22 protein-coding genes are annotated in these 26354 nt (G+C 49.1%); 12 read left to right on the top strand and 10 right to left on the bottom strand.

The features are described 5' to 3' along the window. Nucleotides 1-23: 23 nt before the first annotated feature. Nucleotides 24-1064: an oxidoreductase gene (locus HAP68_RS15630; RefSeq protein ID WP_024085793.1), complete on the bottom strand. Its 1041-nt coding sequence runs from the start codon at nt 1062-1064 to the stop codon at nt 24-26. A gap of 138 nt (nt 1065-1202) precedes the next feature. Here HAP68_RS15630 and csoR point away from each other — a divergent pair, with 138 nt between their 5' ends. From csoR to HAP68_RS15600, 6 genes are all read left to right on the top strand, one after another. Then, nucleotides 1203-1508, top strand: coding sequence for a copper-sensing transcriptional repressor CsoR (csoR, locus tag HAP68_RS15625; RefSeq protein WP_003151723.1), 306 nt, complete (start codon nt 1203-1205; stop codon nt 1506-1508). Nucleotides 1509-1583: 75 nt separating this feature from the next. Next, nucleotides 1584-1790, top strand: coding sequence for a copper chaperone CopZ (copZ, locus tag HAP68_RS15620; protein ID WP_015240581.1), 207 nt, complete (start codon nt 1584-1586; stop codon nt 1788-1790). 83 nt (nt 1791-1873) lie between these two features. Continuing rightward, complete coding sequence (locus HAP68_RS15615) at nt 1874-4303, top strand: heavy metal translocating P-type ATPase (RefSeq protein ID WP_015387715.1); 2430 nt, start codon at nt 1874-1876, stop codon at nt 4301-4303. 149 nt (nt 4304-4452) lie between these two features. Then, the gene (locus HAP68_RS15610) at nt 4453-6564 is read left to right on the top strand and encodes a heavy metal translocating P-type ATPase (protein WP_003151728.1); all 2112 of its coding nucleotides are present in this window, start codon (nt 4453-4455) and stop codon (nt 6562-6564) included. A gap of 117 nt (nt 6565-6681) precedes the next feature. Next, nucleotides 6682-7353, top strand: coding sequence for a DsbA family protein (locus HAP68_RS15605; protein ID WP_007613765.1), 672 nt, complete (start codon nt 6682-6684; stop codon nt 7351-7353). After that, entirely contained in the window at nt 7343-7762 is a 420-nt protein-coding gene (locus HAP68_RS15600; RefSeq protein ID WP_014418879.1) for a disulfide oxidoreductase, read from the top strand. The genes HAP68_RS15605 and HAP68_RS15600 overlap by 11 nt, the downstream gene beginning before the upstream one ends. 33 nt (nt 7763-7795) lie before the next feature. On the opposite strand, the gene HAP68_RS15595 is transcribed toward HAP68_RS15600, so the two are convergent. After that, nucleotides 7796-8596, bottom strand: coding sequence for a zinc-dependent metalloprotease (locus tag HAP68_RS15595; protein ID WP_024085792.1), 801 nt, complete (start codon nt 8594-8596; stop codon nt 7796-7798). 222 nt (nt 8597-8818) lie between these two features. On the opposite strand from HAP68_RS15595, the gene HAP68_RS15590 reads away from it, so the two are divergent. From HAP68_RS15590 to HAP68_RS15570, 5 genes are all read left to right on the top strand, one after another. Beyond that, the gene (locus HAP68_RS15590) at nt 8819-9427 is read left to right on the top strand and encodes a trimeric intracellular cation channel family protein (RefSeq protein WP_003151732.1); all 609 of its coding nucleotides are present in this window, start codon (nt 8819-8821) and stop codon (nt 9425-9427) included. A gap of 172 nt (nt 9428-9599) precedes the next feature. Beyond that, nucleotides 9600-11915 (top strand): RNA polymerase recycling motor HelD, encoded by a 2316-nt coding sequence (gene helD / locus HAP68_RS15585; RefSeq protein ID WP_015387717.1) that lies wholly within the window; start codon nt 9600-9602, stop codon nt 11913-11915. A gap of 174 nt (nt 11916-12089) precedes the next feature. Beyond that, on the top strand, nt 12090-13898 hold the full coding sequence (locus tag HAP68_RS15580) for an assimilatory sulfite reductase (NADPH) flavoprotein subunit (protein ID WP_015387718.1): 1809 nt from the start codon (nt 12090-12092) through the stop codon (nt 13896-13898). Between the two features lie 27 nt (nt 13899-13925). Next, nucleotides 13926-15641 carry an assimilatory sulfite reductase (NADPH) hemoprotein subunit gene (cysI, locus tag HAP68_RS15575; RefSeq protein WP_003151735.1) on the top strand — a complete coding sequence of 572 codons (1716 nt, stop codon included), beginning with the start codon at nt 13926-13928 and terminating at the stop codon, nt 15639-15641. Nucleotides 15642-15988: 347 nt separating this feature from the next. After that, the gene (locus tag HAP68_RS15570) at nt 15989-18004 is read left to right on the top strand and encodes a Na+/H+ antiporter (RefSeq protein ID WP_003151737.1); all 2016 of its coding nucleotides are present in this window, start codon (nt 15989-15991) and stop codon (nt 18002-18004) included. A 36-nt stretch (nt 18005-18040) separates the two neighbouring features. On the opposite strand, the gene HAP68_RS15565 is transcribed toward HAP68_RS15570, so the two are convergent. Then, nucleotides 18041-18526: a stress protein gene (locus HAP68_RS15565; protein ID WP_184123319.1), complete on the bottom strand. Its 486-nt coding sequence runs from the start codon at nt 18524-18526 to the stop codon at nt 18041-18043. 221 nt (nt 18527-18747) lie between these two features. Here HAP68_RS15565 and HAP68_RS15560 point away from each other — a divergent pair, with 221 nt between their 5' ends. Then, nucleotides 18748-19578, top strand: coding sequence for an aldo/keto reductase (locus tag HAP68_RS15560; protein ID WP_007410023.1), 831 nt, complete (start codon nt 18748-18750; stop codon nt 19576-19578). A 32-nt stretch (nt 19579-19610) separates the two neighbouring features. Here HAP68_RS15560 and HAP68_RS15555 read toward each other — a convergent pair whose 3' ends face one another. The 7 genes from HAP68_RS15555 to modA all read right to left on the bottom strand — a co-directional run bounded on the left by HAP68_RS15555 (nt 19611) and on the right by modA (nt 26242). Then, nucleotides 19611-20756 (bottom strand): ABC transporter permease, encoded by a 1146-nt coding sequence (locus HAP68_RS15555; RefSeq protein WP_003151747.1) that lies wholly within the window; start codon nt 20754-20756, stop codon nt 19611-19613. A gap of 1 nt (nt 20757) precedes the next feature. Next, nucleotides 20758-21852, bottom strand: a complete 1095-nt coding sequence (locus HAP68_RS15550; RefSeq protein ID WP_024085791.1) for an ABC transporter permease — start codon at nt 21850-21852, stop codon at nt 20758-20760. A 23-nt stretch (nt 21853-21875) separates the two neighbouring features. Next, nucleotides 21876-22811 carry an ABC transporter ATP-binding protein gene (locus HAP68_RS15545; protein WP_015240573.1) on the bottom strand — a complete coding sequence of 312 codons (936 nt, stop codon included), beginning with the start codon at nt 22809-22811 and terminating at the stop codon, nt 21876-21878. Nucleotides 22812-22930: 119 nt separating this feature from the next. Next, nucleotides 22931-24034, bottom strand: coding sequence for a sensor histidine kinase (locus tag HAP68_RS15540; protein ID WP_024085790.1), 1104 nt, complete (start codon nt 24032-24034; stop codon nt 22931-22933). A gap of 5 nt (nt 24035-24039) precedes the next feature. Next, nucleotides 24040-24687: a response regulator transcription factor gene (locus HAP68_RS15535; protein ID WP_024085789.1), complete on the bottom strand. Its 648-nt coding sequence runs from the start codon at nt 24685-24687 to the stop codon at nt 24040-24042. Between the two features lie 93 nt (nt 24688-24780). Beyond that, complete coding sequence (modB, locus tag HAP68_RS15530; RefSeq protein WP_014305804.1) at nt 24781-25464, bottom strand: molybdate ABC transporter permease subunit; 684 nt, start codon at nt 25462-25464, stop codon at nt 24781-24783. Further along, entirely contained in the window at nt 25445-26242 is a 798-nt protein-coding gene (modA, locus tag HAP68_RS15525) for a molybdate ABC transporter substrate-binding protein (protein ID WP_014305803.1), read from the bottom strand. Before modA ends, modB begins: the two co-directional genes overlap by 20 nt. Nucleotides 26243-26354: the final 112 nt, after the last annotated feature.

Here is a 26354-nt window from a genome sequence, read left to right as displayed (position 1 = left end):
CGTCGGCAGGGAGGTTTTTTATATTAAAGGGCAATCGTCCGTTTTTGCTCGCTGCTTTTCATCGCCGCTTCAATGACACGGATGACATCGATGCCTTCTTTTGCCGTAACGGGAAGCTGTTTTCCGTTTAAGATGCTGTCCGCCAGCAGTTTGTAGTACGTAAGGTAAGAGCCGTTCTCAGAGGGGATTGTTTCTGTATGCCTTTTTTCATCCGCTGCGATTGTCAGCTCTCCGAAGTTGTCAGGGTCATCGGCGCCCCAGCTGTCGTCAATCGGCTTTTGGCCGGCTGAAAGCGCCTCTTCCTGTCCGTCCTTTCCGTATTTGATAAAGCTTGCATTCCGTCCGTGAATCTGATAGCGCGGGCCGTTTGCCGCATTCATAGAGCCGGATTGAAGAATGACCTGAAGTTTGCCGTAATGGAGCGCGGCCAGAAAATAATCGACGGTTTCACTGTTGTCCCGCTGTTTCATCACATGTGCCGTGACGGATTCCGGCATTCCGAAAAGCAGGAGTGTCTGGTCAATAATATGTGAACCGAGATCATACAGCGTTCCCGTGGCGGGTCCGCTTTTTTCGCGCCATCTTTCTTGGACAACCGGATTGTACAGATCGTAGTTGACTTGATATGTATGAATGTCTTGAAGCGCCCCGTCCCGAATCAGCTTTTGTATCGTTAAAAAGTCATTGTCCCAGCGCCGGTTGTGGTACACGCTCAGTAAGACGCCTTTATCTTCAGCCGTTCTTCTCAGTTCCTCCGCTTCTGCTGAAGTCGCCGTCATCGGTTTTTCCACGACGGTGTGTTTTCCCGCCAGGAGACATTTCATCGCTGATTCATAATGCATTCCGCTCGGTGTCGTAACGATGACGAGATCAATGTCAGGATCACCGGTAATGTCTTCAATCGCGCGCACGGCTTCAGCCCCCGGCAGATCACGTCTGACCTCATCCGTTCTGGAGGTCATGACTTTTTTGATCTGATAATCATCAAGGACGTCCAAAAGCGGCGCATGAAAGACTTTACCCGACAAACCATATCCCAATATGCCAACCTGTATCGTTTTCAATGAATTTCCCCCTCTTGATATGTGATAACATTATATACCCCGCGGGTGTACTGGTAAAACTTGTGTGTTGAAAATTTTTTACACCGGATTTTCAAGTCTGTATAATGAAGATAACGAAGAAAAAAACCGAGGTGGAAAATGGACAAACATACCGAGCATCAATCGTTAAATCATAAAAGCGCCAAAGAAAAAGACCAGATCCTGAACCGGCTGAAACGGATTGAAGGCCAAGTCAGGGGCATTCAGAATATGGTGGATAACGAACGATACTGCGTGGATATTCTCGTGCAGATTTCAGCCGTGCAGGCGGCCATGCAGAAAGTCGCGTTTCATCTGCTGGAAGATCACGCCCATCACTGCGTAGCCGGCGCCATTGAGAGCGGAAACGGGGAGCAGGCGATTGCCGAGCTGCTTGATGTTGTGAAAAAAATCGCAAAATCGTAAAATAAAATGTTTTGAAATACCCTACAGGGGTATGGTAACATGAAGAAGAAAAAACAAGACGTGGAGGGAATCATCATGGAACAAAAAACACTGCAAGTGGAAGGCATGTCCTGTCAGCACTGCGTAAAAGCAGTAGAGACCGGAGTGGGAGAACTGAACGGAGTGACGGCGGTTCAGGTGAAATTGGAAGCCGGACAGGTGGATGTGACGTTTGATGAGAACAAAGTCTCCGTATCAGATATAAAAGACGCAATTGAAGATCAAGGGTATGACGTCGTATAAGGTTTATCGCGCTGCGGGAACGGGCGCGGTTTTCTTTTATCATAATTATACCCCCGTGGGGTTTATGAAGAGAGATGAGGACATTGAGTGAACCGAAAGAAATGACCATTCAAGTGGGGGGCATGACATGCGCCGCCTGCGCTTCAAGAATTGAAAAAGGGCTGAAACGGATGGACGGCGTCAATGACGCTTCAGTCAATCTTGCGCTTGAGACCTCAAATATTTCTTATCAGCCTGACAAAATCGAAGCTGGCGCCATAAAGGATAAAATTGAAAAACTCGGCTATCACGTCGTGACGGAAAAAGCCGAGTTTCAGATTGAAGGCATGACGTGCGCCGCTTGCGCCAACCGGATTGAAAAGCGCCTGAACAAAACAGAGGGCGTTGTGAGCGCACCGGTGAATTTCGCCCTGGAAACAGTCACCGTTGAATACAATCCGAAAGAGGTGACGCCGAAAGAGCTGAAAGAGACCGTGGCAAAACTCGGCTACCGATTAGACGGGAAGAAAGCGGTTGATGGAGACGGCGGATTATCCCAAAAGGAGAAAGAGCAGCGAAAGCAGCTGATCAGGCTCATATTTTCTGCCGTTCTCTCCTTTCCGCTTTTATGGTCGATGGTCAGCCATTTTTCTTTTACTTCTTTTATCTGGATGCCGGATATCCTGATGAATCCGTGGCTGCAATTTGCGCTTGCCACCCCGGTGCAGCTCGTCATCGGCTGGCCTTTTTATACGGGAGCGTACAAGGCGCTGAGAAACAAAAGCGCCAATATGGATGTTCTCGTTGCGCTCGGAACGACGGCCGCTTACGCATACAGCCTGTACATGACGATTGCGTCTCTCGGGCGAGACGGACATGCTGAGGGGCTTTATTATGAAACGAGCGCCATTTTGCTGACTTTGATATTGCTTGGAAAGCTTTTAGAGATGAAAGCAAAAGGCCGCTCATCAGAAGCGATTAAAAAGCTAATGAAGCTTCAGGCGAAGACGGCGGCGGTTGAGCGGGACGGCAAAGTACAGGTGATTCCGATTGACGAGGTCCGGACGGGGGATATCGTATACGTGAAACCTGGAGAACGCGTTCCTGTCGATGGCGAAGTGATTGAAGGCCATTCCGCGATTGATGAATCGATGATTACGGGAGAGAGCATGCCTGTCGATAAGTCTCCCGGAAGCACCGTCACAGGGGCGACGATCAATGCAAACGGCTTTCTCAAAATCAGAGCGGTGAATGTCGGGAAAGATACCGCGCTTGCACACATTATTAAAATCGTGGAAGAAGCCCAAGGATCAAAAGCCCCCATTCAGCGGCTCGCGGATCACATTTCAGGCATTTTCGTCCCGATTGTGCTGGGGCTGGCCGTGCTGACTTTTCTCATTTGGTATGTATGGGCGGCGCCGGGACAGTTTTCTGAAGCGATCGGCAAATTCATCGCCGTGCTTGTCATTGCCTGTCCGTGCGCACTGGGGCTCGCCACTCCGACGAGCATTATGGCGGGCTCCGGCCGTGCAGCTGAATTCGGCATTCTCTTTAAAGGCGGTGAGCATTTAGAAAAGACCCAGCGTCTGACGACAATCGTACTGGATAAAACAGGAACGGTGACAAACGGCAGACCGGTTCTGACAGATGCCGTACCGGCAGAGAGAATGAACGAAGAGGAACTCCTGCGGCTGGCGGCGGCCGCCGAAACGGGATCAGAGCACCCGCTCGGAGAAGCCATCGTGTCAGGAGCCGAAAAACGGGGGATTTCCATCCCGAAACTCACCCGGTTTCAAGCCCGGATCGGTTCCGGAATCTATGCAGAGGCTGACGGCAGAACGATTCTAGCCGGATCAAGACGGCTGATGGAATCAGAGCATATTGAACATGAAGCGCTGCTTCCGCACATGGCCCGCTTGGAGGCGGAAGGAAAAACGGTGATGCTTATTGCGGCAGACGGCAAAGCGGCGGGGCTTATCGCAGTCGCCGATACCATTAAAGAAACATCTCCGGCCGCGGTGAAACGTCTGAATGATATGGGGCTTGACGTCATCATGATGACCGGTGACAACAAAAAGACCGCGGAAGCCATTGCAAAAGCCGCGGGCATCGGCAGCGTGATCGCCGAAGTGCTTCCCGAACAAAAGGCGGCGGAAATTTCCCGGCTGCAAAAAGAAGGCCGGCGCGTGGCGATGGTCGGTGACGGCATCAATGATGCTCCGGCGCTGGCTGTGGCCGATATCGGAATGGCCATCGGCACCGGCACCGATATCGCAATGGAAGCAGCGGACATTACGCTGATCCGCGGAGACCTGAACGGCATTGCCGACGCCATCGGCATGAGCAGGCTGACCATGAGAAACATCAAGCAGAATTTAGGATGGGCATTGGGCTACAACAGCATCGGCATTCCGATTGCGGCAGCCGGCTTTCTGGCTCCGTGGGTGGCAGGCGCCGCCATGGCATTCAGCTCGGTATCGGTCGTGCTTAATGCTTTGCGTTTACAGAAGGTGAAAAAAGACAAAATCGGCTGATGCCGGTTTTGTCTTTTTTATTGACACTTTATTCAAAGCCTGCATATAATAGAGAAAACACTTATATGAGTATATGTTCATATATATAAATTCGTTTACCTGTATTGATGTTATGGGAATCCTATTACGGAAAGTAGGGTGAGTCGAAAATGAAAGCAGCCAAAGGTGAATTTGTATTAGACGGACTTGATTGCAGCAACTGTGCAAAAAAAATAGAAAACGGCGTAAAAGCCATTGACGGCATAGACGGCTGTGCTGTCAATTTTGCGGCAAGCACCATCACGGTCTCAGCCGGCGGGAAAAACGAGCAATGGATGAAAGATGAAGTCGCGAAAAAAGTAAAGTCCATTGATCCTCATGTGACCGTTCGTTCGAAGCACGAAGACAAACCCGGTGAGGATGAATACCGCAAAAAGCTGCAGCTGATGTTAGTGAGATTGGCGGCGGGCGCCGTTTTGGCCGTCATCGCTTACTTCGCGCACACGGGCGCCGTCCTTGAGTTTCTGCTCTTTTTTGCTTCATATTTGATCATCGGCGGCGATATCGTAGCCAGAGCGGGAAAAAATATTGTCCGCGGCCAGGTATTTGATGAGCATTTTCTGATGGCGCTTGCCACGATCGGCGCATTTGTGATTCATCAGTATCCGGAAGGCGTCGCGGTCATGCTGTTCTACCAAATCGGTGAACTGTTTCAGGGAGCGGCCGTCAGCCGATCCAGAAAATCGATCAGCGCGTTATTGGACATCCGTCCTGAGTACGCCAATGTGAAATCGGAAAACGGCATGGCTGCCGTTCCGCCGCAGGACGTCAAAGTCGGACAGGTCATCGTCGTGAATCCCGGAGAACGGATTCCGCTGGACGGAAAGGTGCTGAGCGGTTCTTCGATGGTTGATACATCCGCTTTAACGGGCGAATCCGTGCCGAGAAAAGCGGAGCCGGGGCAAGATGTGATGGCCGGATTTATGAATCAGAACGGCGTGCTTCATATTGAAACCTCTAAAGGGTATGAAGACTCTGCCGTGTCAAAAATATTGGATCTGGTCGAAAATGCGGCCGGACGCAAAGCGAAAACGGAAAACTTTATTACGAAGTTTGCCAAGTACTATACACCGGCCGTTGTCATTGTTGCGGTGCTTCTCGCCTTTTTACCGCCGCTTCTCGTGCCTTCAGCCGCGCTATCCGACTGGGTGTACCGCGCGCTGATTTTCCTTGTGATTTCTTGTCCGTGCGCACTCGTCGTCTCCATTCCGCTCGGGTTTTTCGGCGGTATCGGGGCTGCGTCTAAAGCAGGGGTGCTCGTGAAAGGCAGCAACTATTTAGAAGCGCTCAATCAGGTGGCATACGCCGTGTTTGATAAAACGGGAACCTTAACGAAAGGCAATTTCGCCGTTACTGATATCAAACCGGCGGCAGGATTTACGAATGACAGCCTGCTTCATGCAGCCGCGCTTGCAGAAGTCCATTCCAATCATCCGATTGCTTCTTCCATCCGCGAAGCTTACAATCAACCGCTCGCGGCTGAGGAGATTGAAGAATATGAAGAAATACCCGGACACGGCATTCGGGTGAAAACCGGCGGGTCAACGATTTTGGCCGGAAATCAAAAATTGATGGCAAAAGAACAAATCGCTTCCGGCACAGCTGAAAATAACGGAACCGTCGTCTATGTCGCCGTTGATCAGCGGTATGCGGGGGCGATCGTGATCGCCGACGAAGTCAAAGAGGACGCCAAACAGGCCATTGCCAATTTAAAAGCGCTCGGCGTGAAGCGGACAGTGATGCTGACGGGTGATTCAAAGCAGACCGGAGAAGCTGTCGGCCGAGAGCTCGGTATTGATGACGTGTACACAGAGCTTTTGCCGGGTGACAAGGTAGACCGCGTCGAAGAACTTGAAGCGGCGCTTGCACCGAATGAAAAACTGATGTTCGTCGGCGACGGGATTAATGATACGCCTGTGCTTGCCAGAGCTGACATCGGAGCTGCCATGGGGGCTCTCGGCTCTGATGCCGCCGTCGAAGCGGCCGATGTCGTCCTGATGACAGACCAGCCGTCAAAAGCAGCCGAAGCCATCCGGATTGCACGCCGCACACGCCGGATCGTCTGGCAGAACATCGGATTTGCTTTAGGCGTAAAAATCATTTTTCTCTTGCTTGGCGCATTCGGATTCGCCACCATGTGGGAAGCGGTCTTTTCAGATGTAGGCGTCACGCTGATCGCCGTTGCCAACGCGATGCGCGTCATGAGAGTGAAAGCGGAATAATTGTCAAAGATAATTCGTTTTTCAGGGTTTTCTTAAACAAGGTTGTCTTGGTAAAATAGAGAAGCGGGCCATCCGGCATCCGCTTCTTTTTTATTTTAAAAACAATGAGGTGTCTGAGTGAAAAAGAAACAATCGTCTGCGAAATTTGCGGTGATTCTGACGTTAATCGTTGTCGTTTTATTTGCGGCCATCGTAATTATTAACAACCAAACGGAAAAAGCGGGCGAAACAGTCGCCGAACAGCCTTCCATTAAAGGACAGCCCGTGCTCGGCAAAGACAGCGCGCCTGTTACGGTAGTTGAATTCGGAGATTACAAATGTCCGTCATGCAAAGTATTTAACAGCGATATCTTTCCGAAAATCAAAAAAGATTTTATCGATAAAGGCGACGTGAAATTTTCATTTGTGAACGTCATGTACCACGGAAGCGGCTCGCGTCTGGCGGCTCTTGCTTCAGAAGAGGTGTGGAAGGAAGACCCGGCATCATTCTGGACTTTCCATGAGAAGCTGTTTGAAGAGCAGCCGTCAAGCGAACAGGAATGGGTCACGCCTGCATTGCTTGAAAAAACGGTCAAAAGCACCGCGAAAAAGGTTGATCCTGACAAGCTGAAGGAAAACCTTGATAAAGAAACCTTCGCAAAAGAGCTGAAAGCTGACACTGACCTGAATGATAAATTAAACATTACGGCGACACCGACGATTTATGTAAATGACAAGGTGATTAATGACTTCTCTAAATATGATGAGATTTCAAAAACGATTAAGAAAGAGCTGAAAAATGAAAAATAGAATCGTGTTTTTATATGCTTCTTGGGTGATAGCTCTTGCTGCCATGCTCGTCAGCCTTTATTTCAGCGAGATCAGAAAATTCATACCGTGCGAGCTGTGCTGGTATCAAAGAATTCTCATGTACCCGCTTGTCCTGATTTTAGGAATCGCCACCTTCCAGGGTGACACGCGCGTGAAAAAATATGTGCTGCCGATGGCCGTCATCGGCGCATTTATATCGACCATGCATTACCTTGAGCAGAAGGTGCCCGGTTTCAGCGGCATCAAGCCGTGTGTCTACGGCGTGCCTTGCTCATCTGAATATATTAACTGGTTCGGTTTCATTACCATTCCTTTCTTGGCATTGACGGCATTTATTCTCATTATTATCTGCATGTGTTTTGTCAAAACGGAACGCACGGCAAAATAAAGAGCCTGCTCCATGGGAGCGGCTCTTTTTCTATTATTTGTACCAAGCTTTGTTTGTCGCAATCTGTCTGTTATGGGAGCTGTCCCAAATATCCACGGAATAGGCATAATCATAATTCATGACGCAGCGGATGCCGCTGCCTTGGGCGTCATGCTGAAGTCCGAAGTTATGGGAAAACTCGTGCTGTGCCGCTTTCGCCGTGTTGGCCGTTCCTTGATCAAGGTTCACGCTGAAAGCCGGGCCGCTCGGTTTGCCGTTATATACATACGCGATACCGCCGGCGTCAAAACTCGATTTTGCGGTAAAACCGACGACAAAATGATAATTTTGATTTCTGAAGCTGCTTTGGAGATTCGATAAAATCTGAGAACTGTTTGAGCCGGAAGAATTCCAAGCCTGCACGGCCTGTACGACGAAATCAATGTTGTGATCACGGTTAAAAGCGACATCCGCCTGCTCCACGATCTGGACGATTCGCGTTTGCCAGTCGCTGTATTTGGCGCGGTATTCAGCGTCCGCCACCGCCAGCACTCTGACCTTCTGGGAGCCCGTGCTGGCTTTAGTTGAGGCTTTATCCTGACTGACATTGGCATTGAATCGTTTCGTGCCGGCCTGCTTGCCGTTCTCATCCAGAATTTTTGTGTCAACCGTCTGTTCAACTTGGACCGGGCCTTTCAGATCTTTAAAATGATCGGCTTTCGGAAGCGGGTCCGTATACACCGTTTTCGCCGGCTCCGCATGAGTGTGCGAATGCGTATGGCTTTCGGCTGACGGCAGGCCGGGAATTAATCCGGCGGCCAATAAAACAGGAAAAACAAGTGAACTGATTTTCATCTCATAACCCCCTTTTTGTTAGAGAAAGTATTCAATGAAACTTCCAATAAACCTTCCATTAAAGTATAAAATAGGAAAATATTCTTGCTTTCAGCCGTTGCGGATGAGGTTGTCCCGGATCAGGAATCAGAATCTTTCAAAAATAAGGTTGATTTTAAGAGAAAGCGATTATAAAATCTAATGGTCGTCAGAAAATTTAACAAATAAAAAGGAGCATATGGAATGGCCTGGGAGCTGCTTAGTGTAATCGGCATCATTGCGTTTGCGGTCAGCGGAGCGATTGTTGCGATGGAAGAGGAGTATGATATTTTAGGCGTGTATATCTTGGGGATTGTAACGGCGTTCGGCGGCGGAGCCATCCGAAACCTGCTGATCGGTGTTCCGGTCTCCGCCTTGTGGGAGCAAGGCGCGTTTTTTCAAATCGCTCTCGCATCAGTTACGATTGTCTTTTTGTTTCCGAAGCTGCTGTTAAGGCATTGGAGTAAATGGGGCAACCTATCCGATGCCATCGGGCTTTCGGCGTTTGCCATCCAAGGCGCTTTATATGCCGTGAAAATGGGCCATCCGCTCAGTGCGGTGATTGCGGCAGCGGTCCTGACCGGCAGCGGGGGCGGCATCATACGGGATTTGCTCGCGGGCAGAAAGCCGCTTGTGCTCAAGGCGGAAATTTATGCAGTCTGGGCCGCGCTCGGAGGGTTAATCGTGGGCCTCGGCTGGGCCGGGGATGCCGCCGGTTTGTATGTGCTGTTTCTTGTGCTTGTGGCATGCCGCATCTGCAGTTATGTGTTCAGGTGGCGCCTGCCGATTCGTTCCTATCATATAGAACAGTAAAAAAACCGATTTCACAAACGAAATCGGTTTTTTTGCATAACGGCTTCTGATAAAAAAAGACGCCCGATATGATAAGAAAAAGGGTATTTGACCATAATGCTGAATAATATGTTGCATATATGTTTGTATGATGAAAGCCGGACTTGTCAGCTTGATGTCGGAGGTGCCGCTGATGGCAAAACGTGATAAAGAGTGGAAAGAAGAGCAGGAAAGAATCAATTTTGTCATGAAGGAACTGGAACAGAAACAAACTCATCTTGAAGCCTCATCGGGCGGATTGAAGCAGGATATTGTCGGCCTGAGAAAAACGTTTTGGGATGATGTCACCGTGAATATGGATGATGCCCACGAAGCGGCTGAGACATTTTTAAGCATTAAACAGCAGGCGGAAATGCTTTCAGAACGTGAACGGACGCATCGGCTTCAATACCGGCAGCTTCAAAAAATCCAAAAGCTGAAAACCTCTCCTTACTTCGGCCGTGTCGATTTTACGGAAAAAGGGGAGTCCTCTTCCGAGCGGATTTATATCGGGCTGACTTCTTTAATGGATGAAAACAACGAGCAATTTCTCATTTATGATTGGCGCGCGCCCATCTCATCTCTTTACTATCAATATTCCCCGGGAAAAGCCCGCTATGAAGTTCCGGAAGAAACGATAGAGGGAGACATCACACTGAAGCGGCAGTTTATCATTAAAAACGGGACGCTTAAAGCGATGTTTAACACGGATATGACGATTGGTGACGAAATGCTGCAAGAGGTGCTGAGCGGCCATTCCGGACAGCATATGAAAAACATCGTGTCAACCATCCAAAAAGAACAGAACGAAATCATCCGGGATGAAAAAAGCAAATATCTCATCGTTCAGGGAGCCGCCGGAAGCGGGAAAACATCCGCGGCGCTTCAGCGGGCCGCTTACTTGCTGTACCGCGGGCGCGGGGTGCTTGATGCCCGTCAGATTGTATTGTTTTCCCCGAACATTTTGTTCAACAGTTATGTGTCCGCCGTATTGCCGGAATTGGGAGAAGAGAATATGGAGCAGGCCACCTTTCAGGAATATATCATCCGCCGGCTCGGACGAAAGTTTGATTGTGAAAGCCCGTACGAGCAGCTTGAATATTGCCTGACTGAACAAAATAAGGACGCACTTTCCGTAAGGCTCGCAGCCATTGCTTACAAAGCGTCATCAGCTTTTCAGGCCATGATTGACCGCTATGCCGGGTCGCTTTCGGTCTCGGGCCTGAAATGTAAACAGATCAGCTTCCGGGGAGACATCCTGATTTCAAAAGAGCGGATTGAAGCCTATTTTTATTCGCTTGATCAGCAGCTGCCGATTCCGAACAGAGCGGAGCTGACGGCGGAATGGCTTCTCGCGGAAATCAGCGCTCTCGAAAAAAAGGAGCGTAAGAAGGAATGGGTCTTGCAGGAGAGCGAGCTGCTTGATAAGGAAGACTATGCTGAGGTTTATCAAACACTCAAGAAGCAGGCGGCAGATGATGAACCTGCATTTGACGACCATCAGCGCGAACAGCGCCTGCTTGGCGCCATTATTGTCGGCAAAGCCTTTAAACCGATTAAGCAGGCCGTCAGACGGCTCGGCTTTCTCGATATAAAACGGATGTATCTCCGGCTGTTTTCAGACTGGGGAGCTGATGAAAAGCCCGATCATTGGGAGAGCATCGGCGCTTTGACCGGAAACGCATTTGCAGAACGGTCGCTTCCGTATGAAGATGCCGCTCCGTATCTGTATTTGCAGGATCTGTTAGAAGGAAAAAGAAAAAACACACAAATGAAGCACGTCTTCATTGATGAAGCGCAGGATTATTCCCCATTTCAGCTCACGTATATTCAAACCATCTTCCCGGCGGCAAAGATGACGGTGCTCGGTGATGTCAGCCAGTCGATTTATGCCCATACCATTACGGGCCCTTCTTCCCTCGCCGGCTGCTTTCGCAATGGTGCAGAAAAGTATGTCAGCCTGAAGCGGACTTACAGATCGACGCGGCAGATTGTTGAATTTACGAAAGCGCTGCTGGCTGACGGCGATGACATTGAGCCTTTTAACCGGAACGGGGAAAAACCGCGTGTTTTGCGGACGGATACAGAAAATGCGCGGCGGGAACAATTGGCGGATACAATCCGGGAGCTCAGACAAAAAGGCTGGGAGACGGTCGCCGTCATCTGCAAAACGGCCGCGGAAGCCAAAAAAGTGTTTCAGGCGGTCAGCGCCGAGAGCGGTGTCCGTTTAATCAATAAAGAAAACCAGCCTTTTCAAAAAGGGGTATGCGTCATTCCCGTTTATTTGGCAAAAGGCATTGAGTTTGACGCCGTCATCGCCGCTGACGCCTCTGCTGCCCAGTACAATAGCGAACATGACCGTAAGCTGTTATATACGGCCTGTACGCGGGCGATGCATCATTTGACCGTATTGTCTCCGGGAGAACCCTCTCCTTTTATAAAAGAAGTGCCCGCCGGCTTATTCGTATAAGCCCTTTGCTGAGTGCAAAGGGCTTTTTATCATTAGTAATCTTAATCGTTGTCATCATGATTATATATTTTACTTACATACAAACTTTCGGTAAAGTTTCAATTAGAATATTATTTTGACAATTCCTATAGAAATAACGTACGTTACGTTTAATTCCTTGTGAGGTGGATATCGTTGCAACTTCAGGTCATGAACAGTCCGTTTAATCAGGAGCAGGCAGAGCTCCTTAACCGCCTTCTGCCGACCTTGACAGAATCACAGAAAATCTGGCTGAGCGGCTATTTGGCTGCGGCCCGGTCCGAATCCGGTGAAACAGCCGCGCCCGCTGCTCCGGCTCCTGCAGAAAGCCCGGCAGTCTCGAAAGAAGTGACCGTATTATACGGATCGCAAACGGGAAATGCGGAAGGTCTTGCGAAACAGACGGTAAAGACGCTTGAGGAACGGGGATTCCAGGTCACCGTCGCGTCGATGAACGATTTTAAGCCGAATAATCTGAAAAAAGTAAACAATTTGCTGATCGTGGTGAGCACACACGGAGAAGGCGATCCGCCGGATAACGCGCTGGCCTTTCATGAATTTCTTCACGGCAGACGCGCGCCGAAGCTTGAAGCGCTCCGTTACTCCGTTTTGGCGCTCGGGGACAGCTCGTATGAATTTTTCTGCCAGACCGGCAAAGAGTTTGACGAGCGTCTTCAAGAGCTCGGCGGCACCCAGCTTGCGCCGCGGGTTGATTGCGATCTTGATTATGATGAGCCGTTTTCGGAATGGCTTGACGCGGTCATCGGCGGTTTGAACGAAGGAGCGGGAAATCAAACAGCCGAAGCGCCTGCCGAGACGCCCGCTCTCGGTGAATCCGTTTATTCCAGAACGAACCCGTTTCGGGCGGAGGTTCTTGAGAACATCAATCTGAACGGACGCGGTTCAAATAAAGAAACACGTCATCTCGAGCTTTCGCTTGAAGGATCGGGCCTCGCGTATCAGCCCGGAGACAGCCTCGGCATCTATCCGGAAAATGATCCGGCGCTCGTTGATGAGCTGATCAATGAGCTGAAATGGAATCCGGAACAGGAAGTGGCGGTGAATAAACAAGGAGAGCGCCGTCCGCTGAAAGACGCGCTTACTTCTCATTTTGAAATTACCGTCTTAACAAAGCCGCTTTTGCAAAAGGCCGCACAGTTTACGGCTGATCAAAAGCTGAGTGAACTTCTGGCCGAAGGAAACGAAGAGCAGCTGAAAGCATACACCAACGGCCGTGATCTGCTCGATCTCGTCCGGGATTTCGGTCCGTGGGAAGCTTCCGCGGAAGACTTTCTTTCCATCCTGCGTAAAATGCCGGCCCGGCTCTATTCGATCGCAAGCAGTTTAGAAGCGAATCCGGAAGAGGTGCATCTGACAATCGGAGCGGTCAGATATGACGCGCACGGCAGAGAACGCAAAGGCGTCTGCAGCATTCTTTGTGCGGAAAGACTCCAGCCGGGAGATACGCTTCCGATTTACATTCAGCACAACCAAAACTTCAAGCTGCCGGAAAATCCGGATACACCGATCATTATGGTCGGGCCGGGGACAGGCATCGCACCGTTCCGTTCCTTTATGCAGGAGCGTGAAGAAACCGGAGCTGAAGGGAAAACATGGCTGTTTTTCGGGGATCAGCACTTTGTCACTGATTTTCTGTACCAGACGGAATGGCAAAAATGGCTGCAAAACGGTGTTCTTACAAAAATGGACGTCGCTTTTTCCCGGGATTCGGAGGAAAAAGTATATGTGCAGCACCGCATGAAAGAACAAAGCAAAGAGCTGTATGAATGGCTGCAGCAGGGAGCCGCCGTATACATCTGCGGTGATGAACAGCATATGGCGCATGACGTGCACCAGGCGCTTCTCGATATCATTCAGGAAGAAGGCGGCATGAGCCGTGAAAAAGCGGAAAGCTTCCTGGCAGACATGCAGCAGAAAAAACGCTATCAGCGTGACGTATATTGATTTTGGTTTGAAAGGAGCTTATTCAGCATGGTGAACAACATTTTAAAAGCGCCGGAAGGCCCTCCAAGTGATGTTGAGGAAATTAAAGAAAAAAGCGATTATTTGCGCGGCACATTGAAAGAAGTCATGCTCGACCGGATTTCAGCCGGCATCCCGGACGATGACAACCGGCTGATGAAGCATCACGGAAGCTACTTGCAGGATGACCGCGATCTCCGTAATGAACGTCAAAAACAAAAGCTTGAACCGGCTTATCAGTTCATGCTGCGCGTCCGGATGCCAGGCGGCGTGTCAACTCCGGAACAATGGCTTGTCATGGATGAACTGGCGCAAAAATACGGAAACAATACATTGAAGCTGACAACGCGTGAAACGTTCCAAATGCACGGAATTTTAAAATGGAACATGAAAAAAACGATTCAGAAAATCAATGCGGCGCTGCTTGATACCATTGCGGCCTGCGGAGATGTCAACCGAAACGTCATGTGCGCTTCAAATCCGCACCAGTCTGAAATTCATGCGGAAGTATACGAATGGTCGAAGAAATTGAGCGATGACCTTCTTCCGCGCACGAGAGCCTATCATGAAATCTGGCTTGATGAGGAACGTGTGGCGGGAACTCCTGACACGGAAACGGAACCGATGTACGGGCCGCTGTATTTGCCGAGGAAATTCAAAATCGGAATCGCCGTGCCTCCGTCCAATGATATCGATGTCTTTTCTCAAGATCTCGGCTTCATTGCCATCGTGGAGGAAGGCCGTCTTATCGGGTTCAACGTGGCAATCGGCGGCGGTATGGGAATGACGCACGGCGATACGGCCACTTATCCGCAGCTTTCAAAAGTCATCGGCTTCTGCAAACCGGAGCAGCTGTATGATGTAGCGGAAAAAACCATTACGATTCAGCGCGATTACGGAAACCGTTCCGTCAGAAAGAATGCCAGATTCAAGTACACCGTTGACCGTCTCGGGCTGGAAAACGTAAAAGCCGAGCTGGAAAACCGCCTCGGCTGGCAGCTGGATGAAGCAAAACCTTATCATTTTGACCATAACGGCGACCGTTACGGATGGGTGAAGGGCGTAAAAGGGAAATGGCACTTTACGATGTTCATCGAAGGCGGCCGCGTCACGGACTATGAGAATTATAAGCTGATGACGGGATTGCGTGAAATCGCCAAAGTCCATACGGGAGATTTCCGTCTCACCTCTAATCAAAACCTGATTATCGGCAATGTCTCGAGCCAGAAAAAGAAACAAATCAGCGCATTAATCGAACAATACGGTCTGACAGACGGCCGGCAGCATTCCGCCCTCCGCCGCAGTTCAATGGCTTGCGTCGCGCTTCCGACATGCGGGCTCGCCATGGCCGAAGCAGAGCGGTATCTGCCGAAGCTGATTGATAAGATTGAAGACATTGTTGACGAAAACGGGCTGCGGGATGAAGAAATCACCATCCGTATGACCGGGTGCCCGAATGGCTGCGCCCGCCATGCGCTCGGCGAAATCGGATTTATCGGAAAGGCGCCCGGAAAATATAATATGTATTTAGGAGCGGCGTTTGACGGCAGCCGTTTGAGCAAAATGTACCGGGAAAATATCGGTGAAGAGGAAATTCTGAATGAGCTTCGCACCATTCTCCCGCGCTACGCGAAAGAGCGTGAGGAAGGCGAACACTTCGGCGATTTCGTCATCCGCGCCGGCATCATTAAAGCGACGACAGACGGCACGAATTTTCACGAATAAGATGAGCTCTTAAAACCAAGGATAGAGACACACTGGCGGTGCGTTCTCTATCCTTTACTAAGCAGCATAAACGCTGCCCCGCGTCATGAAACAGATGACGCAGCTTGCGAAAAAGCCTGTTTTCAGAGAAAACAGGCTTTTTCTTTTTCCGGAAAAAATGTAGCTGAAGGCAAAAAAAGTTCGCCGTGAGCGCGTTATGAGAAATTTTAAATAAAAACGGGTAAAATAAAAGGAGAATGGTTGCGTGCGGAAAATATATTGAATCTGCCCGATCATCGGCTCCGGCCTTTGACAAGGGCAGAGAACAGGCAATAATGATATGATGCAGCAGATGAAGGAGGTCAGCTTTGGACATATTTTTAGTCGTACTCGTACTTTTAACCATTATCGCGATCTCAAATATCGTAAATCGGTTTGTCCCCTTTATCCCGGTGCCTCTGATTCAGGTGGCGCTCGGTATCATTGCGGCGTCATTTCCGCAGGGGCTTCATTTTGAACTGAATACTGAATTGTTTTTTGTTTTGTTTATCGCGCCGCTGCTTTTTAACGATGGAAAACGGACGCCGCGTGCGGAACTTTGGAATTTAAGAGCGCCGATTCTGCTGCTTGCGCTCGGGCTTGTGTTTGCCACGGTAATTGTCGGCGGTTACACGATTCATTGGATGATTCCGAGCATTCCGCTGGCCGCCGCGTTCGGGCTGGCGGCGATACTGTCACCGACTGACGTTGTCGCGGTCAGCGCGCTGTCAGGGCGTGTGAAGATGCCAAAAGGCATTCTGCGTCTCCTTGAAGGAGAAGGGCTGATGAATGACGCATCCGGCCTGGTCGCTTTTAAATTTGCGATTGCGGCTGCCGTGACGGGCGCATTTTCGCTGGCGCAAGCCGCGTTCAGTTTCGTTCTGATTTCAGCCGGCGGTTTACTAAGCGGTGTCGTCATTTCTTTTTTGATTATCCGTTTCCGGCTGTTTATGCGGCGCCTCGGCATGCAGGATGTCACGATGCATATGCTGATTCAAATTCTGACGCCGTTCGTCATCTATCTCGCGGCTGAAGAAATCGGCGTTTCCGGCATTTTAGCGGTTGTGGCCGGCGGCATCACGCATGCGGTGGAGCAGGACCGTCTTGAATCAACGATGGTCAAACTGCAAATCGTCTCTTCAAGTACGTGGAATATTATTTTGTTCATTCTGAACGGTCTTGTTTTCGTTATTTTAGGTGCGCAAATACCGGATGTGGTTTCCGTCATCTTTAATGATACCGCGTTTAACAATATGATGGTCATCGGGTACATTATCGTCATTACGCTGACGTTAATGATTCTCAGGTTTTTGTGGGTGCTGTTTTTTTGGAACGGCAAGTGGTTTTTTAACAAGGATCAGAGCATTTATAAACCCGGCCTGCGCTCGACCCTGCTGATTTCGGTTTCAGGCGTCAGGGGAGCGGTCACGCTTGCGGGTTCCTTTTCCATTCCTTACGTGCTCTCTGACGGCTCACCGTTTCCTGAACGGAATTTGATTCTCTTTTTAGCCGCGGGCGTTATTTTGTGCACATTGGTGCTGGCGACAATCGTTCTGCCGATTTTGACAGATAAGCCGGAAGACAATGTGAAAGAAAAGAAAGTCAAATTGCTGACAGCGAGACGGAAGCTGATAAAGGCTGCCTTAACCGCCATTAAAGAAAATATGAATGAGTCAAACAAAACGGCTTCTTTTGCGGTCATTGCCGAATACAATGAGAAAATGAAAAATCTCAGGTTTCAGCAGTTCACCGTCAAAAACCGCACGAAAAAAGATGAGCGGAAAGTCCGCGCCCAAGGGATTCAGGCAGAACAGGAAGAATTGCTGCGGCTGATTGAGCGGGGCGACATACCGGAAGAAACGGCTGACAGCCTTCAGGAACGGTTTGATGAACTGGAAGTGCTTTATACGAACCCGTTTAAAGTCGGCTTATCTAAGAAAAAGCTGAAACGCCTGATGTACTGGATCTTTTTCGGCGAACATAAAAAGCCGGAAATGTCGATTTTAAATGAAGAAGGCCTCATTCGCTCCACAAGGGTTAAAACGGCAAAAGCGGCCATTGAAAGCCTGAAAAAACACATGACTGAAGAAAATAAAGATGTGACGCTTGCCGTCATTTCCTTTTACAATCACTTGATTTTTAGGCTGGGGCACTCGTATCATGAACAGAGTCCGAGCCGCCGTTTTGAAAATCAAAAACTCGAAATCAAACTGCGGGCCGTGCAGGCCATCCGCAACGAAATCCAAACATTATTCGAAGAGCGGGAAATTTCCCGCGACATGTCGCATGAGCTTCGCCAATACATCAATGATGTGGAAGCGGCCATGCTTGACGGAGATGAATAAAAAAAGTCCGGCATCTGTTCGCCGGACTTTTTTAGATTACGGACGATGGAATTCGACGTGATCGCCGTCGCGGTCAAACCAGCCTCTGAAGGCCCAGTTGATCCAGCCGCCATCTCCTTTGTTGGTGAAGCTTCCGTCTTCAAACACCCAAATGCCGTACGTGATGCCGTCATAAACGGCGGAACCGTAAAACTGAACGCCGTTAAAATGATCTTCATATTCCTGGCTTAAATTAAACACCATGACATTATATTTTTGTCCGGAAGCGTAGAATGAAGATTCCATTAAGTTTTTGACGAAGCCGTCACGGTTTTGCGCCGACTTAATCGCGTCAGCAATCGAATTGCCGATGCCGAGCAGGTCAACGTCAATGTTTAATCCGACATCTTTTGTTGAGACATCTGATGTTTGCTGAGCCATGTTTTGAGGGGCCGGGTTTTCTTTTGCGGATACAAAGGACAGAGGAGTCAGAGACAAAGCGGCGCCAAGGGCAACGGACATCGGGATACGCATACGTTTCATATGATTTCCTCCTTCAATTGTGTGGTGGCTACAGTAGCGATTTACCCGGACAGTTACCCGATTAACCGTAATTTTTGAAAAATAGGAAAATAATAACGTCAGTGGTGCTTGGGCACTAAAGATGGTTTTTGTGATAACGATGAGCGTATAATTGGTTTCTTACGGCGGAAATGTGAGATAATAATAACCGTTTACATAATGACTAGAAAGGATGGTTCAACGTGGCAAAAAGCTTAAAAGATACTGTAAAGCTTCATAATGGCGTTGAAATGCCGTGGTTCGGCCTTGGCGTCTTCAAGGTGGAAAACGGAAGCGTAGCGGCGGACTCCGTCGAAGCGGCAATCAGAAACGGCTACCGCAGCATTGATACGGCGGCTATTTATAAAAATGAAGAGGGTGTCGGCGAAGGCATCAGAGCTGCGGGCGTTGCCAGAGAAGAGCTGTTCATCACGTCAAAAGTGTGGAATGAAGATCAAGGATACGAAACGACACTTGACGCGTTTGAGAAAAGCCTTGAGCGCCTCGGCCTCGATTACCTCGACCTTTACCTGATTCACTGGCCGGGCAAGGATAAATATAAAGACACATGGCGCGCTCTTGAAAAGCTGTACAAAGACGGAAAAATCCGCGCCATCGGCGTCAGCAACTTCCAAGTGCATCATTTAGAAGAACTGCTGAAAGATGCTGAAATCAAGCCGATGGTCAACCAGATTGAATTCCACCCGCGCCTGACTCAAAAAGAAGTAAGAGATTTCTGCAAAGCGCAGGGCATTCAAGTGGAAGCGTGGTCTCCATTGATGCAGGGACAGCTCCTCGATAACGAAGTGCTGTCACAAATTGCGGAAAAACATAACAAATCGGTTGCTCAAGTGATTTTGCGCTGGGATCTTCAGAACGAAGTCGTTACCATTCCGAAATCAATTAAAGAGCACCGCATCATAGAAAATGCCGATATTTTTGATTTCGAACTGTCACAGGAAGAAATGGAAAAGATCAGCGCATTGAACAAAGACGAGCGTGTCGGCCCGAATCCGGACGAGCTTCTGTTCTAAGAAAAAACAGCCCTTTACGGGGCTGTTTTTCTTTACATAAATGTCTGTGTCTGACGTTTTACGCTGAACCTGTATGCGGCTATTAATAACAGGGCGGCGGCGAAGGCTCCCAAAATGATGATGTTCAGCGTCAGGCTTTGGAGCGTGCGGCCGTGCTGCAATTGATCGACCGTATCAAGCACCCAGCGCTGAGGCAGAAATTCGGCGATTGTCTGCACTGTTTTCGGCATAATATTGCCCGGAAAAAAGCAGCCGGCGAGCAAGCATGTCGGTACAACGATCAAGTTCAAAAGCGCCGATGCCGAAGAGCTGCTGTTGGAAAAACCGACGGCAATAAAGGCGATCCCGATTGCGCTTAATGCAAACAGCATCATCAGGACGAACAGCTGCCACAGCGGGAATGACGGATGAATATGAAAAGCGGCGCCCATAAAGAGAACGGCGAATATAATTTGGACGGCCATGATAATGATATTCACTGCCGCATTCGCCAATACATACTGCTTTGACGTGATCGGCGTTGACAGAAGCCTGTAGTACGTCCTGTTTTCTCTCTCTTTAATCATCAGTTCCGTCAGGTTGCCGGCGGAATAGAGCATAATGATAATGAGATACCCGATGACTGAGTAAGTCATTTCTTTATGGTTCGAAGTATCTTTCAAAACAGCGGACTCCGTTTGAATCGGAGAATGCTTGAAATCGGCGTACATCGCCTGAAAGGCTTTCTCGTCTCCGCCGGAAGATTTGCCGATTGAGGCGGCGCTGTTCATATAATTGTACAAATAAGAGCTGACATATCCGGTGACCTGGGCGCCCTTCAGCGAGGTCATGCCGATGTGAGACGGTTTCCCGTCTTTTACGCTTTGGGAGAAGCCTTTTTCAAACGTAATGAGCGCCTCCATTTTTCCTGAAGCGATCTTTGATGAGGCGGACGCATCCGTTTCCTCCGAAATCTTCACATGATCCAGTCCTTTTAAAAACGTGACCGTATCCTGTGCCACTTCTCCGCCGTCCTGATCGAGAATGCCGATATTGAGCGTTTCGGCTCCGCCGTTGGCATTGGTCATGAAGGAGAGGAAGACGCCGATCAGCGGAGCCCCGATATAAAGAATGAGCTGTTTTTTGCTTTTTGTAATTCCTTTGAGAGTGTGTGCAAACAGCCACCAGAAGTTTTTCATATTACAGTCCCTCCCGTCTTTGAAACGTAAATGCGGCGATCAGCAAAAAGAGTGCCGCCAATGCTGTATTTAAACCGAGTGCAGGCCATGCCGCTGATACATCATTTGCGTAAATGATGTTGTTAATCGCCTTATTGATCCAGGATAAGGGCGACAGGGCGGAAATCCCCCCTCCTTCATATTTGTAATAGGCGCCGCCGATAATGGACATCACCTGCACGATGATGACGGTGATTAATCTGGCGCTTTCGGGTTTTCTGGTCAAATAGCTCAGGCTGAGCCCGAAGCTGACGGCCAAAAGAATTTCAGAAACGAGAATCAACAGCACAAGTCCCATGTGGCTGCCCCAGTTCGCTTTCAAGATAAATTTGCTGAAGGCGACAACGGCAAGAATCGTCAGAACATTCACAGCCAAAATGCCGAGCATCTTTCCAAGAAAGATATCGCTTTTCCGGAGCGGGGCGGCGATCAGGCGATCCGCGGTGTGCCGTATTCTTTCCCCGCGGAATAAGGAGCTTGCAAAAATCGAGGCGTACAGCCCGATCATCGTCGTCATGGATATCGCGTAAAAATCTTTCGCCTTCGGTTCTTTTGCTTTGTGTAAAGACGTCTGCTTCATATAATCGCTTTTGATTTGTCCGGCGGAAGGTGGCTTATGCGCCTTGTAAGCGGCGGCGCCTGCTTTGTATTGATTGGTAAAAGCGGTCAGCATGCCTTGGACGATCGTGCCGTTGATGCCGCTCCGGTCATTTGTATAGACTTGAAAACCGGTGTTTTTTACAGTGACGAAAGCATCCGCCTGATTTTCACGAACCTCGTTTTTGCCTTTTGCCTCCGTGTCCGCTTTTTGAAAATAGACATGCTCTTTTTTGGCGTTTTTCATAAACTCAGTAAAGTAATGAGAAAGTGTGCCGTTTGATTGATCCGTATATACGACCTTGATGTTCCCGACCGTCACCTCTGAATCAAAGGCGTTTGATAATGTCGCGGTAAAAATCAGCATGAAGACGATCGGAAAAGCAAGCATGAAAATAAAAGTCCGTCTGTCGCGGAAACTGATTTTGATTTCTTTCCCGGCGATGTGCAGAATATTCATTTGCAATCCTCCTTTCAATAGGGTCAGTCGCGCAGGCTTCTGCCTGTCAGCGTGAGAAATACCGTTTCTAAGTCAGGTGCCTGTTCCTGCAAGGAGCGGATTTCAATGCCTTTGTCCATGAAGTACCGGATCAGGCGGTTTAAATTGTTGACCCCTGTGTCAGAGCTGATTTTCACGCTGTTTTCTTCCAGTGCGGCGGCTCTGACGCCGGGCAGCTCCTGAATATCGCCGAGGCTGATGCCGTTTCCGGATGACAGCTCAATCACGACGTCCTTCGTGTCGGTAATGATGGAAGTCAGCTGTTCTTTTGTGCCTTCTGCGATGACTTTTCCGTGGTCGATGATGGCGATGCGCGTGCATATTTCTTCCACTTCCTCCATGTAGTGGCTCGTGTAAATGATCGTGCAGCCCATTTCATTGAGCTTTTTCACTGATTGCAGAATATAATTTCTTGATTGCGGATCAATGCCGACCGTCGGTTCATCCATGATGATCAGTTTCGGCCGGTGGGCAAGGGCGCAGGCGATATTAAGCCGGCGTTTCATTCCCCCGGAAAAATGCTTCGGCAAATATTTGTGTTTATCGCTCAAGCCGACGAATGTCAGGGCTTCCTCGACCCGTTCTTTCAGAGCCGCCCCTCTCAGGCCGTACAGACCTGCGAAGAACTTCACATTTTCATAGGCGTTTAATTCCTCGTAAATCGCGAGGTCCTGAGGGACGATGCCGATATTCATTTTCGTTGCTTTGCTATATTTGAAAATATCTTTTCCGAGAAACAGAATGTCTCCGCCTGAAGGTTTTAAAAGACCTGAGATCATATTGATCGTCGTGCTTTTTCCGGCTCCGTTTGCGCCGAGAAACCCGAAAATCTCACCTTCTTTTACGGCAAGCGACATCTGGTCAACGGCGGCATAATCACCGAATTTCTTACTCAGCTGTTTGAGCTCCAAAATGTTCATGTTTCCACCTCTATGTCTTATGATGCTCTTATTATAAAAAAAAGAATGAACGGCCGTTAGTGCAGCTGTTCATTCCTTTGACATGAGAATCTTCATATTTTTCACATGAAAACATTCACTTATTCAACCGGAAGCAATGTCGTGACGGAAAAACCGGCCGTGCCGTCAAAAATAACGGTTCCGTGCAGGACGGCCGCCCGTTCTTCCATACCGAGCATGCCGAGGCCTTTTTTAAAGCGGACAGCGCCGTTTCCGTTATCTTTCACTTCCGCTTTCACGGCTTTATTCAGCACATGGATATCAATGAAAATCTGCGTGGCATCGGCGTATTTCATCGCATTGGTTAAAGCTTCGGTTACGTTTTCCTGAATGACTCTCCAATGCATTTGCGTCAGCCTGTCCAAATCGCCTTGATGCGTAAACGGAACCGGCATCCCGTTTTTGGCCGAAAATTCATCAATAAACGTTCTTAATCTGTGAATGCCCATTTGTTCAGCGGGCGGTTTCATATTTTTCAGCGTTATGCGGATATCCTCTATGCCCTCTTTGGAAATGGTAATGGCGTTTTGGAGCAGTTCAGCCGCTTTGTCCGGATGGGAGCCGAGCATCCGCTTCGCCGCTTCCATCTGAATGAGCGCGCCGGTCATGGAATGGCCGATTTTGTCATGGATGGCTTGGGACAATCTGTTTCTTTCCTCGAGTTTGCCGGTGTACTCCGATTGTTTGATATATTCTGTGCTGCTGTGCAGCTGTTTCGTCAGTTTTTCAATGCTTGAGCGCATGCTGTCCGACTGTTCTTCATATTTCTTCAGCCGATTGCCGGACCGGGCGGCCAAAACGAAAATCGCCAGACAGAACAAGGTTATGACGATATAAGTCGGAAGGTCGCCGTACGGGATAAATAAAAACGGCAAAAACACGAGCAGGCAGAACACATAGCGGTGAACCGGATATTCGGCAAGAACCGCAAAAATGGCGGGCGGCAAAAGAAACAGAAACGCCGGATGGCCTAAGGCGGAAAGCCAAGCGGTCAATGCCAGCGTCATGAGGGTGATCCCGCGCCTCCAAGCGGGCGGCCTGATCATGCAGACCGCGATGCCCAAAGACAGATAAAGCAGCAGAAACAAGACGGCGTACGGCGTGTAAGGGCGGTCTGCCGATACGAACAAAAAAGCCGTATAAAAAATGGCGATCAGTCTGCTCATCAGCATCCAAAAATCCATACCGTTCAACGCCCGTTATCCACCTTCCCGGTGATATAAAAAATGGCAATCTGCGTTCTGTGCTCAAGCCCCGTTTTCCCTAAAATAGATGAAATATAATTGGCCGTCGTCCCTTCAGAAATGAAAAGCTGTTTTGAAATTTCCCTGTTCGACAGTCCTTTCGCAATAAGCGACATGATGCTGAGCTCTCTTTCAGTAAACTGGCTTTCATCAATCTGATGCGCGGCTTCCGCCGGCCGGAAAAGGCTGTCTTTTATTTTGTCCAGCACGGTGTCCTGAAGAATGCTGTGCCCGTTGAAAACGCTTTTGATCGCATCGCGGATCCGTTCCGGTTCGGTGTTTTTTAATAAATATCCTTTCGCGCCGTTTTTAACTGCTTCTAAAATATACTCATCGTCGTCAAATGTCGTCAGGATCATCGGCTTCGTATCCGTTTCCTCAGCGATCCGTTTTGCGGCTTCGACGCCGTTCATCACCGGCATGCGGACGTCCAGCAAGGCGATATCGACGGGGTTGTGCTTACAATACTCTGCCGCCTCGAGTCCGTTTTCCAACGTTGCCGATACAGTAAATTCCTCATATGTATGCAAAATGATTTTCATTCCTTCTCTGATGAAAGAATTATCATCCGCGATAATGACATTAATCTTCATAGCCGCACCCTTTGTGTGTTTTTGTTTCATTATATACCATCCGATTTTAAATCAAAAAGCCTCCCGGCGAAAGGTGCGCGGAAGGCAGATCGGTCAAGCGGGCTTTTTCAATTGGATGAAAAACAGCATCAGAAAAGAAATGATCACAATACAGATCACCCACACCCAGGCGAGTGTTTCATTGCCGGAGTCCATCGCGACGTAAATCGCCGTTGGCAGCGTTTGGGTGACGCCGGGAATATTTCCCGCAAACATTAAAGTCGCCCCGAATTCACCTAGCGCCCTTGCAATACTGAGAATGCTTCCGGTCAAGAGGGAGGGAAAGGCAAGCGGGACGGAAATACGGGTGAACACCTGCCACCTGCCGGCTCCGTCTACTTTCGCCGCTCCCTCGATGTCAGCATCAACCGCGGCGAAGCCGGTTTTAGCGGACTGATACATAAGCGGGAAGGCGACAATGGCCGAAGCGATCACCGCGGCCGACCACGTGAAAATGACGGGCTGGTGAAAAATCCGCTCAATCGCCCGGCCGATAAAGCTGTGTTTCCCGAAAATGATAATGAGAATGAAGCCGACAACGGTAGGCGGAAGAACGAGCGGGAGCATAAACAGGGTCTCCACAGCCGTTTTTCCGGGAAATCGCGCTTTCGCCATCCAGGCGCCGGCAAGCGTTCCGAGAATGATGACGGCGATGCCCGATGCCAAAGCCACCTCAAACGACAGTACGACGGGAGTGAAAAACTCCGAAGCCGTAATGTTACTTGGCAGTAAATCCATATTTCTTAAACACTTTCATCGCTTCATCTGACTGCAGATACTGATAAAACGCTTCTGCTTCTTTACGGTGCTTTGTATCCTTAACGATACCGACAGGATACACGATCGGATCGTGCGTTTTCGCCGGCGCTTCATCGGTGATTTTCACTTTTTTCGAAATCAGCGCGTCTGTTTTATAGACAAGCCCGGCATCGACATTTCCGGTTTCAACATAAGAAAGCACCTGGCGGACGTCTTTTGCATAGACGGCTTTATCTTTTACCTTGTCCCACAGGGATAATGCCGTCAATGACTGTTTGGCGTATTGTCCGGCCGGAACGGATTCAGGCGTGCCGAGCGCGATTTTTTCCGTGCTGTCTTTTTTCAGGTCATTCAGATGTGTCAGGTGTGCGCTGTTTTTCTCAGGCACGATCATGACGAGATCATTTTTCAAAAGATCCGTGCTGTCCTTTTTGTCGATATCTCCGTCATGAACGAGCTTTTCGAATTTATCTTCGGCTGCCGAGAAGAATAAATCAGCTCCCGCACCTTGTGAAATTTGTTTTTGCAATGTGCCTGATGATCCGAAGTTGTCTTGAATGGTTACGTTTGAATGTGATTTTTCGTAGTTGGTCTGGATTTCTTCAAGTGCATCCTGAGCGCTGGCTGCTGCAGAAACGGTCAGCGTGACGTTTTCGTTTTGTCCGCCTTTGGACGATTGTCCGGAAGAGCAGCCCGCAGTTGCGAGGAAAACGGCCATAGCCGCAGTTGTGAGTAGTGTCGCTTTCTTTTTCAACATTGTGCACCCCTTATAGCTAAATATCATTAGATCAAACTAATTATAACGCAATTGTACGTGATGGTGCGGTTTTTTTTCAATATCTGAACAGTTATAATAAAAACGGAGCGTG

The organism is Bacillus sp. Bvel1 (assembly GCF_014872755.1).
In the GTDB taxonomy this organism is placed as follows: Bacteria; Bacillota; Bacilli; order Bacillales; family Bacillaceae; genus Bacillus; species Bacillus velezensis.
This window is presented reverse-complemented; position numbering and strand designations above follow the sequence as displayed.

Excerpts from the sequence above, each read along its gene's own strand:
- csoR (WP_003151723.1), top strand. The coding sequence starts at position 1,203 with ATGGACAAACATACCGAGCATCAATCGTTAAATCATAAAAGCGCCAAA.
- copZ (WP_015240581.1), top strand. The coding sequence starts at position 1,584 with ATGGAACAAAAAACACTGCAAGTGGAAGGCATGTCCTGTCAGCACTGC.
- HAP68_RS15610 (WP_003151728.1), top strand. The coding sequence starts at position 4,453 with ATGAAAGCAGCCAAAGGTGAATTTGTATTAGACGGACTTGATTGCAGC.
- HAP68_RS15600 (WP_014418879.1), top strand. The coding sequence starts at position 7,343 with ATGAAAAATAGAATCGTGTTTTTATATGCTTCTTGGGTGATAGCTCTT.
- HAP68_RS15595 (WP_024085792.1), bottom strand. The coding sequence starts at position 8,596 with ATGAAAATCAGTTCACTTGTTTTTCCTGTTTTATTGGCCGCCGGATTA.
- HAP68_RS15590 (WP_003151732.1), top strand. The coding sequence starts at position 8,819 with ATGGCCTGGGAGCTGCTTAGTGTAATCGGCATCATTGCGTTTGCGGTC.
- helD (WP_015387717.1), top strand. The coding sequence starts at position 9,600 with ATGGCAAAACGTGATAAAGAGTGGAAAGAAGAGCAGGAAAGAATCAAT.
- cysI (WP_003151735.1), top strand. The coding sequence starts at position 13,926 with ATGGTGAACAACATTTTAAAAGCGCCGGAAGGCCCTCCAAGTGATGTT.
- HAP68_RS15565 (WP_184123319.1), bottom strand. The coding sequence starts at position 18,526 with ATGAAACGTATGCGTATCCCGATGTCCGTTGCCCTTGGCGCCGCTTTG.
- HAP68_RS15555 (WP_003151747.1), bottom strand. The coding sequence starts at position 20,756 with ATGAAAAACTTCTGGTGGCTGTTTGCACACACTCTCAAAGGAATTACA.
- HAP68_RS15550 (WP_024085791.1), bottom strand. The coding sequence starts at position 21,852 with ATGAATATTCTGCACATCGCCGGGAAAGAAATCAAAATCAGTTTCCGC.
- HAP68_RS15545 (WP_015240573.1), bottom strand. The coding sequence starts at position 22,811 with ATGAACATTTTGGAGCTCAAACAGCTGAGTAAGAAATTCGGTGATTAT.
- HAP68_RS15540 (WP_024085790.1), bottom strand. The coding sequence starts at position 24,034 with ATGGATTTTTGGATGCTGATGAGCAGACTGATCGCCATTTTTTATACG.
- HAP68_RS15535 (WP_024085789.1), bottom strand. The coding sequence starts at position 24,687 with ATGAAGATTAATGTCATTATCGCGGATGATAATTCTTTCATCAGAGAA.
- modB (WP_014305804.1), bottom strand. The coding sequence starts at position 25,464 with ATGGATTTACTGCCAAGTAACATTACGGCTTCGGAGTTTTTCACTCCC.
- modA (WP_014305803.1), bottom strand. The coding sequence starts at position 26,242 with ATGTTGAAAAAGAAAGCGACACTACTCACAACTGCGGCTATGGCCGTT.